Source organism: Leptospira dzoumogneensis, from assembly GCF_004770895.1.
GTDB lineage: Bacteria > Spirochaetota > Leptospiria > Leptospirales > Leptospiraceae > Leptospira_B > Leptospira_B dzoumogneensis.
In genome coordinates this window covers 880,658-892,655 of record NZ_RQHS01000005.1, presented here as the reverse complement: position 1 = coordinate 892,655, position 11,998 = coordinate 880,658, and the positions used below count along the sequence as shown (strand labels likewise).

Sequence of the window (11,998 nt, the reverse complement as noted above, 5' to 3'; positions counted from 1 at the left end):
CTCTTCACCTTTACATAACCTCAGCTAATAAAAAATTTTAATTTCTCATTCGCAGTTATATTCGTTGTAAAAGAACTTTGTTTCTTCCCTAAACTTGCGATTCGAAGGGCAAATGCCGTTCTACACGAAAGTTTCGGTTGCTGACCGGAAAACGGCCAGAAGACCAAAATACAAAATCGACCCGGCCAGTCAAACCGTTTTTATAGAAATTTTACAAATCTATCTTTTCTAAATTTGGAAATCGGCAATTTTAATGTGACATAAGTCAAACTTGAATTCAAGGAGATTTTGATACATAGCAAGGCTTTGGGACATAGATTTAGTTTATTATGATATCTTAATGTAACTCAAAAAGGAGAATGTGCTACAGTAGATTGGGAATCGCCGATAATCAAAATTCCGCGCAAAACACGGATACTGATTGAGAAAGCGACAGAATATGATAAAGGCGATTGTGGACAAGCTCTCCCACGAGCCGCTCCCCCCAATCCCAAATCGTTTCTGTCCGACAAGTGCAGCTGCTTGTTTGGTTTAAACTTTAGCTTCGCTTTGCTCAGTCGCGCTTTAATACAAAGTATTTTCCTTTGCTTCCCTACTCTGTGTGCTCCGTGACCTCTGTGCGAAACAAATCTCTGCGCCTTAGCAACTCTGCGTGCAATAAGTCGATTTTAGCTAAGCTTTCGGTTGAAGTTTATGGCTTTGATTAAAGCTTCTTACTCGCTTGGCCTTACGGCCACCGACTCGCTTCGAATAAACTTGGCATGCTCTCGATTACGCCTCAGGCTATCTCGAGCTTACTCACTCTCTACGGATCGTTCGCAAGGTCGTTGCGGTGCTTTGTCCGTTTGTATGCAACGTGTCCGTTACATATTTGACTTCGCTACGCTTCAGTCACCGACTCGCTTCGCGGTCGTTGCCTCGCTCCCTATGGGTCGCTGCGGCAGGGATACAAAGGGCGTTAGTCCAGGCAAAGCCTGGATGAGCGCGAATGCGCGAACCCGTAGTAGCCCGGTCCGAGCAAAGCGAGGAAGCCGCCCAAATCATTTGTAAGAATTCCAACGAGGCAGGTAGGAATTCCTACACACGGATATCGGAACTCCTACATCGAGTGATTTTAAGTGGTTTTGAAAATGTCTTGTGAGTGAAAGTTAAAGGGCTATTTTGACCAAAACTCGAAATGAAACTTCGCCGCTCTCTTAATCTTTACGATTCCATTTCTCTCATGTTCAGCTCCATGGTGGGACCGGGGATTTTTATCACTACCGGCTATATACTGACCCAAACCGCTAATCCGAACTGGGCGCTTCTATGTTGGATCTTAGGCGGGTTCTTAGCGATCGCAGGTGCGATGAGTTATGCGAAATCGGCGAGTATTTTCCCATATGCGGGAGGAGATTACGTTTATTTAAAGGAAGCCTACTCTCCTATTGTTGCGTTTTCCAGCGGATGGCTTTCTTTATCGGTGAATTTTTCGGCGTCCATCTCTCTTTCAGCGATCGCATTCTCTAAATCGTTTTTGGCTTTATTCAATCCAAGTTGGGACATTTATTTTTTTGAGTCCAAGTTCCTTGGGATCACATTTTCTCTGGGTGTAGCTCAGATCATAGGGATTTCTACGATCTTATTTTTTACGATCGTGAACTTTTTCGGAATAGGACTCGCCTCTCGTATCCAGAATTTTTTCACTACTTTCAAAATTTTAGGTCTGGTTGCATTTGTGACCTTAGGTTTTACTATAGGAAATTATAATATTCAAAATTTTGAATCTTTCTCCCTGATCCCTTCGGATCTTCAGGGATGGAATCTACTGCTTGCGGGAGCGATTCCGGTCACTTTTTCATACTTAGGCTGGAATATGATCACTTACGTCGCGGAAGAAGTAAAAGATCCGGAAAAGAATATTTATAAGTCGGTTATCGTTTCTTGTATCTTAGTCACTCTTCTTTATGTTCTGATCAATTTTCTGTATTTAAGCTCCGCTCCTATCCAATTTTTAGCGGGAGATGAGAAGATCGGTGTGACTGCTTCCGGATTTTTATTCGGGAAAGGTGTGAATATCCTCATCACTGCGTTTATTTGTTGGGTGTTCTTGGGAGGAATTTCCGCTTACATCATCGGCGGTTCCAGGATCTATTTTGCGATGGCGAGAGACGGTTTCTTTTTCCCAAGCATGGCAAAATTACATTCTAAATATCACAGCCCTTATAAATCTTTGGTCTTTCAGTTTTTGTATGCCTGTCTCTTTTGTTTTGTAAAAGAGATCGAATCCCTTTTATATCTGATCACCTGCTCTACTCTACTGCTCGCAACGATCACCGCATACACTCCTGTTATTTTCGAAAAAAGACATTTAAAGAATGAGTTCAAGATCCCGGGTTATCCTTATTCTACTTATTTATATATACTTTCGAATATTCTAATTATCGCAACGTTGCTCTATAATAAAAGTGCTGAGGCTCTTTGGGGTTTCGGATTTACTTTATTTTCCGTTCCATTATATTATTATTTTAAACTTTCTAAAAAACCCCAGCCGATCCCGATCGATACAACTCCCGAACCTGAGCTGGAAGCTAATGGTTTAAGTTTACTTCCTGAAAACGAACCTGTTCCTGTAGGCAGCGGAGATCCCGCTTAAGTTTCTGGCTTGGAACTTTCTCCTAAAAACAAACTCAGGCTTCATAGATACCTGGGGATCATTTCTTTAAGTTTTCTTTTTTCTCGTCCGTTTATCATTCTATTCCAATTCCCTGATATTCAAAATTTTGAATACTTCTCCGCATATATCGGAAGGACAGGTGCCATCTTCGGGGTTCTCGCATTTATCAGCGGAGGAGGTTTAGGTAAATATTTAGATGAGAAAAAGTCAAGAGTCGCAGAAATCCATACAATTATAATGCTCGCAGGTTTAACCATGCAAGTCCCTGTTCTTGCAGAAGTGGAAATTCTTCTCGTCCCGAACCTAATTTCTTATTTAGGATGCGGGTTCCTAATCTGGGGCTGGATCCTAGGCAGAAGAGTTTTTATAAATAGAAAAAGGATCCTACCTTTTTAAGCGAACATTCAGGAATTCGAAAGTATATTCTTCCGGAAAGAATAAGCAAACTGAGAGATGTCCGCTTCTTTCCAGCGATTCTTGTCGTAATTTATATTGATCGCCATTCTATTCTCATAAGTTGTTACGGTAGTGAAAATCGTTTGGGTCAATGCGGGATGGACGGTAAAAGAAAGTTCTTTTACTTTTATTTCATCCGATGCCAAAACGGGAATAATTCCCACATTACTCAGCAAACTGGATTGTGGATTTCGGTTCATCAATAATTGAAAAAGTTTTAATCCGTCTTCTTTTTCCAAAAATTGTTCCGAAGGAGGTAGAAGTTCGTAAAATGCTCTGCCTTCTCTTCTTCCGATACGAGCTCTTACATCATTCATGATAGCTTTTGCTTTTATATCAAAAGGATCTCTGATATTTACAGGAGTAGTAAATAAAGAAATATAAAGTCCTAGTGCGGAATCCGGTACCGGATGACTCAAATGAGGTCTTAGATCCGCCGGAGTAGAAAGATATAATACTCCTTCTTGGCCCCTGTCAAAAAAATCTGCAAGTGCTGTTACTTGAGAAGCACCCAAGATCCCATGAAAGGATATCTTTTTTTGTTTAGAAGTTTTTAGGAGAGAATTTACGTCTTCTTCTTCCAAATAAAAACTGATGATCTCAGGATCTTGTTCTTCTTTTTTGCGAGAGAATTGAGGAATGGTGAGAGGTTTTTCAGGTTTAGGTCCTCCTTTATACAATTCTTCTGCGGGATATAATTCCATTAAGGAGGAATATTCCGAATCTTCTTCGATCTCGTCCGCTTCTCCCGTGCTCGCTCGGAGTACGTCTAAAAGAAATCTGCAGCCTGATCTTCCGTCCCCGATACTATGATGAAAAATAACACCGATCGCAAATTTAGAATTTCCGGAAGTATAAAATATAGTTCTGATTAAAGGAGAATCTCCCAGTTCAAAAAGTCGGATGGTTTCTTTGGCTAATTTGGATTTCCAATCGGGAGAATAGAGATCTTTTTGGATCGGGATTTTTTTGTCCGAGGTTGCAAAGTATAAATGAGAATCTTGTCCTGCTTGTTTTAAGATCTGAACCTTAGCTAACGCATGTTTGTTTTGGATAAGGTCCAGTGCTTTACGTAAACTTTCTTCCGAAAAAGAACCCTCTCCTTCTGCCATTACGCAGAAGTTCATAGAGGAGGCGCGGTCATATAACCAGAAATTTGCCTCCGCTTGGTCTAAGGATCGAATGAATTGACCTTGGGGTCTTTCGGATTCTTTTAAATTTTGCATGCCATTTCCGACTTTAAAGTACTAGGCCGGAATCGCAATACCATCCATTTCTTCTTTTTGGTAACGATTCGCCCTTGTCATACTTTCAAAGTCGTTAAAACGAATTCCATATTTTTTTAAGAACGGTTTTACTTTAGGTGCGACTGCTTGTCGTAGATAGAACGGCTGCGTTACCACAAAATGATGGATACCATGCGTGGCTCCGAAATTAAAACAGAACATATGTAAAGGTAATATCCACCAAGAATCCAACACCTGGGTCTGTTGGTATAAACTCTTAACATCTCCGTAATAATGCATATTAGAAGAAACAATCTGTATCGCAGACTGTCTCAGCCAGCAAGGGATCAAATAGACCACTGCGGCAGTATTTAAGAAATTATGAATATAGGAGGCAGTTCCAGCTTCCTGTATAGGACTTCCCATTGCCCAATTGACCAAAGAGATCATTCCCCAGATCAAGAATGAGTACCAAAGAAGAAGGTACACTAAACGGTAAGGTCCCTTGATCGGCTTAGCTTTTATTTTTGCAAGATAACGGATCGCATCTTTTCTGATCTTAGGTCCCTGCAAAACAACCGCCATGATAGGATCTATCATCACGAGTATTCTTCTGAATCCCCAAGGCATTCCGTTGCTGATAAATCTTTCTTCTATATCTTCTACATTCCCGGAAAGTTTATGATGAAGAAGGTGGATCTCTTTCCTGAACCAAGGATTGACCGTATTCGCGCGGAATAACCAGACCATCCAGAATAGAAAATTCTGCATCTTAGGATTTTCTTTAAAATAAATACTATGGATCAGGTCATGTTCCATCTCATGAAGAAAGGAAGCTAAGATCCCATTCCCGATAATACAAGCCCAGAATGGTATGATATCCATTACATACAAACTTCCGAGCAGGATCATTCCTAAAGCGGAACCCATAGTGATCCCGAACCCGATCGCATCTTGGTATTTTAAAAATGAGAAACGTTTTCTGAGTTTAGAATCCGAACGTCGGATCCATTTGATGATACGTTTTGTTTTTTCTTTTTCGGTAAATCGATCCGAAATGTTTTTTCGCTCAAGGGCCAAGGAACTCATATCCACTCCGATGTAACTGATGGATTGAATTATACGTAATATCCCAGATCCGTCGTTCCATTCTATAAACCGAAACCGCAGAACCGGTTTCAATTGATAGGATGGGACCGATATTATGGATTTTTTTCCCTAAATTCGGATGGAGGAACTCCAACTTCTTTCTGAAACGCCCTATGAAATGAAGTTTTGCTCCTAAATCCCACCTCATAGGCAATATCCAGGATAGAAGAATCCTTGTTCTTAGTGAGCAGTTCACAAGCCTCTTTAATCCTATACTCATTCACAAATGCGGAAAAATTTTTGCCCATTTCCTGGTTGATCAATTCCGAAAGTTGATGAGAAGAAAGTCCTAAGTCATCCGCAAGACTTGCCAAACTCAAGTCCTCGTCTTTGTATAATTTTTCGACTTCCATAGATTGTAGTAAATTTTCCCTAAGAGCAGCGAGATCCATACCTTGGAGCAAGGAGCGGGAATATTTTTGGAAGGTAACTCTTGCGACTTCCTGCAAATTTTGGAAATAAGCAGGGTACCTTCTGCCAATCAAATAAGAAACACAAAGACTCAACCCCATCATAGAGGCACTTACTAGCAGAAAGAGCGGATTCTTATCCATTAGAAAAAATGCACCCACGGAATGGTTTGCGATCGTGGCAAGAATGATATAAAGTAGAACTCTTGCGGTCCATTCCTCTTTCAAAACATTCGGTTTAAATAATATTCTACTCCCTCTCAGTAGTCCCGCAATATAGGCGGCAAGTATAAGTAACGGGATGAGAAAAAACAGATCGAATGCGCTTCTTGTTTCGGAGAATATTCGGATGCCTTCGCGAATCATATCTGGATCCGGCGCAAAACTTAAAAAATATAAAATCCAAATAATCCCGGGTAGAATAGAATGTTTGGGACTTAAACCCAATGTGGATTTTTCGAATTCCGAATTTTGTATGATCTTATGAATTCCGTATAGTATCGGACCTATGGAACCCAAAACAGGAATATGAAGAAGAACAATCCTAGGAAAAGAAGAAGAAAGCCCGAATACATAAAATAAACAGGTTCCTTGCAGTAATCCCAAACATACGAATAACAAAGAAAGCAAACGATTGAGAGCCGTTTTTCTTTCTAGAATATTCTGCCCTATACATAATAAGGCACCTAGATACGTTCCGAATATCGCAAAAGAAACTAAAATCCAGAAAACCGGAAATTGAGAGATCTGTTCCGGAAGGTGAATCGGAATATTAGGCATCCAAGGCTTTATCTACTATCCTTGCTTATTGTCAACCTTCTGTAGGACCTCCTATTTTAGTTGGGAAACGAAATCAGTTCTTCCTAAAAAGATAAAAAGTTTGACATCAAATTTAGAAAAACAAAAGACATAGGATCCAAAGAGTAGACTATATGGTCTACTCAACTGAGAGGATTTTATGAAATCGTATACTTATATCCAGACCGAAAAGAAAGGCCCTGTGTTTTGTATCACACTTAACCGTTCTGATGCCAGAAATGCGATGAATACACAAATGATCATGGAGTTAAGTGATGCACTTACAGTCTACGAAGACGATCCAAGTTCCAGATGTGCGGTTTTATATGCGAACGGTCTTCATTTTACTTTCGGTTTAGAATTGGAAGATGTCGCAAAATCAATCATTGAACAAGGCAGAAATTTTTTCCAAAAAGGAAATATCAATCCTTGGGATACGGGAGGAACAGGCAGGATCCGTAAAAAACCTTTGATCACCGCAGTCCACGGGTTTTGCCTAACTTTAGGGATCGAATTGATGTTGGCCTCCGACATCTCACTCGCCGCGGAAAAAACCGTATTCGCTCAAATGGAAGTGCAAAGAGGGATTTTACCTTTCGGCGGAGCAACGATCCGATTTGTAAGAACTTCCGGTTGGGGAAATGCAATGAAATATATCCTGACAGGAGATACTTTCGATGCTCCCGAAGCATATCGGATAGGGATCGTGCAGGAAGTTCTACCTAAAAAAGAATTATTAGCGAGAGCAATAGAGCTTGCGGAAAAAATTTCCGCTCAGGCCCCTAAGGCAATAGATGCAGTCTTAGCAAACGCAAGAAAAGCGATCGAAGTAGGAGATCTGGAAGCAATTGATGATCTAGTACCTCTGGTAACCGATTGTTTAAAATCCGAAGACGGCCAAGAAGGGATCCGCTCTTTATTGGAAAAAAGGACCGCTGTTTTCAAAGGAAAATAGTATTTTAAATTCCTTGCCTTCGTATATCTTTCTTCAAGTTTAGCAGGATCCGAGGGATCATAAATGGATTTTAGCCTAAGCTCCGATGAACAAGAGTTCACAGAATCATTTCGTAATTTTTGTAAAAAGGAGATCCATCCTTTTGCAGAAGAAGCGGATAAAACTAAGGAACTTCCCAGATCTCATTATCTAAAACTGGGAGAAGCTGGCTATTTAGGTCTATTACATGAAGAGGAATTCGGCGGACAAGGTGCTGGAGTTTTTTTAAGCACCTTGGCAATGGAGATCATTTCCGAATCATGCGGTTCTACTTTTTTCAGTGCAGGGGCTTCTGCAGGTTTATTCGGACTTCCGATCAAACATTTCGGAACTCCGGAGCAGAAGAAAAAATATCTGCCAAATATTATTTCAGGCAAAACAATCGGTTCCTTAGGAGTTACAGAACCTGACGGAGGTTCTGACGTTTCGGGACTTTCTTCTCTTGCTAAAAAATCAGGAAAGGATCGTTATCTTCTCTCGGGTCAAAAAACTTTTATCACGAATGCACCCAATGCGGACTATTGTTTGGTCCTAGCAAGGACCCAAGACGAAACCGGAAAAGAAAAAGGACTCACTCATTTTATTGTAGATCTGAATTCCAAGGGTATCTCAAGATCGGCCGCCATGGACAAGATGGGACTCAAAGCATCTCCTACCGGAGCATTATTCTTCGAAGATGTAGAAGTTCCGGAAGAGAATATTTTAGGTAAATTAGGAAAAGGTTTTAGACAAACAATGCAAACCTTTAACGCGGAAAGACTTTCTCTAGCGGCTTATTCCTTAGGAGTTATGAAGGCATGTTTAGATGAATCTAAATCTTTTTCCGCTTCCCGCAAAAGTTTCGGCAAATCTATTTACCAACACCAAGGTGTTGCGTTCATGCTGGCGGAAATTTATTCCAAGTACGAAGCGGCAAAATGGCTTACTTATAATACTGCCTGGGAAATGGAAAGAATAGAATCGGAAGGGAAACCAAGCATGAGTCTTTCCGGAAAATGTGCCGCATGCAAATTATTCGCAACTACTGCAGCGAGAGAAGTTACGAATCTTGCGGTCCAGATCCATGGTGGAGCCGGTTATATGGACGAATATAAAGTCTCTCGCCTATACAGAGACACTCGATTGGGAGAGATTGGCGGAGGAACAAGCGAGATCCAGAAACTGATCATCTCCGGAAGTATCATGAAGGAATCTTAATGTACTTCCGAAAGTTCAGGTCCTAATTTTTCTTCCAGATATTTATGGATCTCAGGATCATTATCTTCTATTAATTGCCAGAAAGAAAATCCTCGGATCTTATACTTATCCAATATTTTCATCTTCTTCTCGAAAGCGCTTCTGTTCATATAGAATGCTACACGATCACAACCACCCATTCTATACCATAGAGAAGGATCCGAATATACATGTCCTTGGTGTCTGTATAAATAAGGCCTGAGATATGTCCAATCCGCAGCCTTAGGCTGCGTTTTAAAAATTTCTAATACGTCTGTGGGCTCTTCTTTGCGAGGAGCCATTTTTTCCCGGATCCATTTTGCCCTGGAATAATAGACCGATTTTGTCTCCGCCTGACAATGTAATGCCCAGTCATATCCGTAAGTTGGGATCGCCATATATAATTTTTCGTTCGGGATACGAGCAACCGCGTATTCTAAAATTTTATCTATCCACCAATCAGGAGCTTGGGGGCCGGGTCCTGGAAAACCTTGTTTGCGGGGATGCAATTCATAGGCCATAATTTTGACCTTATCTGCGACTTTTCCCAAAAACTCATAATCATGAGTTAACTGTCCCCTATACGCCTCGTAAAAATCCACCTGTATTGGAGATTTCAAACCTTTGCAAGGATAGACGGAAGGTTTTTCCGCAACGGTCTTGGGATGGATGGCTACAGATAGGATTTTCCCTTTTTTATGCAGTTCGTCACGCAGAAGTATTAGAAATTCCTGAAATACTTCCTTCTTCTCGCAGGTCATTCCTTCATAGTCTATATCGATCCCGTCGTATCCGTATGTATCTATTTCTTTCAGAATATTTTGGATATGAAGATCTCTGACTTTGGTGTTTCCGTTCAGACCGATCACATCGGAAACTTTTTCGAAATCATTTTCCCAACGAAAGATCGTGGGAATGATCAATGTCCTGGGAGACATGAGCCTTAGCCAACGGATCCTTTCATCTATTTCATCCTTCTTCCATACGGAAAGAATACGGCCCGTATTGCTGCGTCCACCTTCCAAATTATACAAAAATGGATGGATCTCATCATAAAGATGGACATACTTCATCATTGCATAAAAATCTTGGGACCAGGTAGAAGCATAAAGTCTTTCGACGGGAGGAGTTGTTTGGGTAGTTTTGTCATTCTTTCTGTCGTTTCCGGAAAAAAAACAACCAGGAAAGAGTATAATAATTAAGGATAGAAGGAACGGGTATATAATCTTATTGGAAAACATTTCAAAAGGATTCTAGACGACAAGATCCGGAATCCTCTGAAATGAGATAGAAGAATTCTTTCCTAAATGAACGGATTTAATCCTCTTTTGTCCTTTAAATTTAGGATTTTTTCTTTCCCCATCTTTTATCCAAATGTTCTTTGCATTCAGGAGAAAGTTTGTCCAAGTTTTCCTTTAGACAATCTCGTATCCTACCTTGGCCTTTCGGGACATCACTACAATATTTTTGCCTGTCTTCAAAACAAGGACTTCCTGGTCCTCCCATTCTAGGTTTGCCAGAACCGCCTCCTTGTGCGTAAACCGAAACACCAAGCACCATCATAAAAATCGAAAGAATCGACCAATTCATAAATCTTACCTACCGCTGTAGCTAAAAAGGAACATTTAATACGGTTTTGTCAATGGTTCAAACCTTTTCGAAGACATTAATAATTGTTGATATTTCTCAGAAAACTTATTCCTAAAATGTGAAGACGAAACGAATTTTAAAGAGAAGATCCAATACAAACTTACGATCTCCAAGGAATAATATGAAAACCGTAAAGGGAAAGAGAATATTGATCACCGGTGCCGCAATGGGAATGGGAAAAATTTACGCTGAACTTTCCGTGCAAGAAAAGGCATCGGCAATAGTTCTCTGGGACCTAAATTCGGAAGCTCTGAGTCTTGCCGCAAAGGAATTAAAATCGGATACTACAAAAATTCTTACAGAAGTTATAGATGTCTCCGATCTCGAAAAGATTCGGCAGGCATCTTCTAAGATCGAATCCGAACTGGGTGGCATCGATATAATCATAAACAACGCAGGTATCGTAAGAGGAAAGTATTTCTGGGAACATGATCCTAAATCCGATATAGAGAAAACAATGTCGGTTAACGTTTTAGGTCCAATGTATTTGACTAGATTTTTACTGCCTAAAATGTTATCCGACCAATCAGGAGATTTCAGGATCGTAAACATTTCTTCAGCGGCAGGTCTGATCTCGAATCCAAAAATGAGTGTGTATTGCGCCTCCAAGTGGGCAGAGACTGGATGGAGCGACTCCTTAAGATTGGAATTACTCCAATCGGGTTTCGACCATGTAAAGGTAACGACTGTAAATCCTGCCTATATTTCAACGGGAATGTTTGAGGGGGTAAAAGGGATGTTATTCACTCCTATACTTTCTCCTAAATATGTGACGTCAAAAGTCTGGAATGCGATGAAAAAAGGAAAACCTAGATTACTTTTGCCTTGGACAATTTATCTTTCTAATGCTCTCAAAGGAATACTTCCGATTTCGGTGTTCGACTGGCTTGCAGATAAAATTTTCGGAGTTTATAATACGATGGAAAACTTTAAAGGAAGAAGCTGATCCACATAAAAGTGAATAACTCTTAGATAGACATTCCGTTTTTCTTGAGTATGTCCAAGGCGGTTTGTCTTAAGATCGGATGGACCACAAAATCTTCCGGATCCGGAGCCTTTCTTTCGGGTTCTGGATTTTTGAACTTATCGGGTCCGATCCATTGGGAAAGTGCCCATAACATTCTTTGGAAAATTTCGTCTATCCTTCTCTGATAACCCGCCTTCTTATAATAACCGTAGGCGAGGATCGGAAGTTTTTTTTCGAACATGAAATGGTCTCCTAAACGAATTAGCCCGTCCTTGTATTCCGTTTTCAGAAAACATTCCCTGGCCTTTCGGATATCACCTTCGTTGAAGGCCTGATTTCCCTGACGGATCAGTTCCATTCTTTCTTTAGGATCCATACTTTTACTATCGTCAGGTTTTCCAATTTCGCAAGGCTTTTTACCTTCTTCTTCCCTGCCAAAAACGGAAACGAAACAAAAAATCTTGAATAGAAGCAGAG

The 11,998-nt window shown here is 40.5% G+C and carries 11 protein-coding genes; 5 read left to right on the top strand and 6 right to left on the bottom strand.

Annotated elements, in window-relative coordinates:
* Positions 1-1,177: 1,177 nt before the first annotated feature.
* Together EHR06_RS05600 and EHR06_RS05595 are read left to right on the top strand one after the other, a co-directional pair.
* Complete coding sequence (locus EHR06_RS05600; protein WP_135756069.1) at positions 1,178-2,635, top strand: APC family permease; 1,458 nt, start codon at positions 1,178-1,180, stop codon at positions 2,633-2,635.
* Between the two features lie 9 nt (positions 2,636-2,644).
* Positions 2,645-3,052, top strand: coding sequence for a hypothetical protein (locus EHR06_RS05595; RefSeq protein ID WP_135756068.1), 408 nt, complete (start codon positions 2,645-2,647; stop codon positions 3,050-3,052).
* Positions 3,053-3,060: 8 nt separating this feature from the next.
* Here the strand turns inward: EHR06_RS05595 and EHR06_RS05590 are convergent, their stop codons facing one another.
* The 3 genes from EHR06_RS05590 to EHR06_RS05580 all read right to left on the bottom strand — a co-directional run bounded on the left by EHR06_RS05590 (position 3,061) and on the right by EHR06_RS05580 (position 6,677).
* Positions 3,061-4,338 carry a phthiocerol/phthiodiolone dimycocerosyl transferase family protein gene (locus EHR06_RS05590; protein WP_135756067.1) on the bottom strand — a complete coding sequence of 426 codons (1,278 nt, stop codon included), beginning with the start codon at positions 4,336-4,338 and terminating at the stop codon, positions 3,061-3,063.
* A 21-nt stretch (positions 4,339-4,359) separates the two neighbouring features.
* Positions 4,360-5,427, bottom strand: a complete 1,068-nt coding sequence (locus EHR06_RS05585; RefSeq protein WP_208757741.1) for a fatty acid desaturase — start codon at positions 5,425-5,427, stop codon at positions 4,360-4,362.
* Between the two features lie 113 nt (positions 5,428-5,540).
* Entirely contained in the window at positions 5,541-6,677 is a 1,137-nt protein-coding gene (locus tag EHR06_RS05580; RefSeq protein WP_135756065.1) for a helix-turn-helix domain-containing protein, read from the bottom strand.
* Positions 6,678-6,855: 178 nt separating this feature from the next.
* Here EHR06_RS05580 and EHR06_RS05575 point away from each other — a divergent pair, with 178 nt between their 5' ends.
* Together EHR06_RS05575 and EHR06_RS05570 are read left to right on the top strand one after the other, a co-directional pair.
* Positions 6,856-7,650: a crotonase/enoyl-CoA hydratase family protein gene (locus EHR06_RS05575; protein WP_135756064.1), complete on the top strand. Its 795-nt coding sequence runs from the start codon at positions 6,856-6,858 to the stop codon at positions 7,648-7,650.
* Positions 7,651-7,713: 63 nt separating this feature from the next.
* Positions 7,714-8,886 carry an acyl-CoA dehydrogenase family protein gene (locus EHR06_RS05570; protein ID WP_135756063.1) on the top strand — a complete coding sequence of 391 codons (1,173 nt, stop codon included), beginning with the start codon at positions 7,714-7,716 and terminating at the stop codon, positions 8,884-8,886.
* On the opposite strand, the gene EHR06_RS05565 is transcribed toward EHR06_RS05570, so the two are convergent.
* Together EHR06_RS05565 and EHR06_RS05560 are read right to left on the bottom strand one after the other, a co-directional pair.
* On the bottom strand, positions 8,883-9,980 hold the full coding sequence (locus EHR06_RS05565) for a glycosyl hydrolase family 18 protein (RefSeq protein ID WP_425269480.1): 1,098 nt from the start codon (positions 9,978-9,980) through the stop codon (positions 8,883-8,885). The genes EHR06_RS05570 and EHR06_RS05565 overlap by 4 nt on opposite strands.
* A gap of 265 nt (positions 9,981-10,245) precedes the next feature.
* Positions 10,246-10,494 carry a cysteine rich repeat-containing protein gene (locus EHR06_RS05560; RefSeq protein ID WP_135756061.1) on the bottom strand — a complete coding sequence of 83 codons (249 nt, stop codon included), beginning with the start codon at positions 10,492-10,494 and terminating at the stop codon, positions 10,246-10,248.
* A gap of 181 nt (positions 10,495-10,675) precedes the next feature.
* Between EHR06_RS05560 and EHR06_RS05555 the strand changes: the two genes are divergently transcribed.
* Positions 10,676-11,500: an SDR family oxidoreductase gene (locus tag EHR06_RS05555; RefSeq protein WP_135756060.1), complete on the top strand. Its 825-nt coding sequence runs from the start codon at positions 10,676-10,678 to the stop codon at positions 11,498-11,500.
* Positions 11,501-11,522: 22 nt separating this feature from the next.
* Here EHR06_RS05555 and EHR06_RS05550 read toward each other — a convergent pair whose 3' ends face one another.
* A complete protein-coding gene (locus EHR06_RS05550) occupies positions 11,523-11,897 on the bottom strand; it encodes a hypothetical protein (protein ID WP_086448499.1) in 375 nt (124 codons plus the stop codon).
* Positions 11,898-11,998 lie beyond the last annotated feature (101 nt).

Coding starts and splice junctions, on each gene's coding strand:
- EHR06_RS05585 (WP_208757741.1), bottom strand. CDS start 5,427: ATGAGTTCCTTGGCCCTTGAGCGAAAAAACATTTCGGATCGATTTACC.
- EHR06_RS05550 (WP_086448499.1), bottom strand. CDS start 11,897: ATGGATCCTAAAGAAAGAATGGAACTGATCCGTCAGGGAAATCAGGCC.
- EHR06_RS05560 (WP_135756061.1), bottom strand. CDS start 10,494: ATGAATTGGTCGATTCTTTCGATTTTTATGATGGTGCTTGGTGTTTCG.
- EHR06_RS05600 (WP_135756069.1), top strand. CDS start 1,178: ATGAAACTTCGCCGCTCTCTTAATCTTTACGATTCCATTTCTCTCATG.
- EHR06_RS05570 (WP_135756063.1), top strand. CDS start 7,714: ATGGATTTTAGCCTAAGCTCCGATGAACAAGAGTTCACAGAATCATTT.
- EHR06_RS05555 (WP_135756060.1), top strand. CDS start 10,676: ATGAAAACCGTAAAGGGAAAGAGAATATTGATCACCGGTGCCGCAATG.
- EHR06_RS05575 (WP_135756064.1), top strand. CDS start 6,856: ATGAAATCGTATACTTATATCCAGACCGAAAAGAAAGGCCCTGTGTTT.
- EHR06_RS05580 (WP_135756065.1), bottom strand. CDS start 6,677: ATGCCTAATATTCCGATTCACCTTCCGGAACAGATCTCTCAATTTCCG.
- EHR06_RS05590 (WP_135756067.1), bottom strand. CDS start 4,338: ATGCAAAATTTAAAAGAATCCGAAAGACCCCAAGGTCAATTCATTCGA.
- EHR06_RS05565 (WP_425269480.1), bottom strand. CDS start 9,980: ATGATGAAGTATGTCCATCTTTATGATGAGATCCATCCATTTTTGTAT.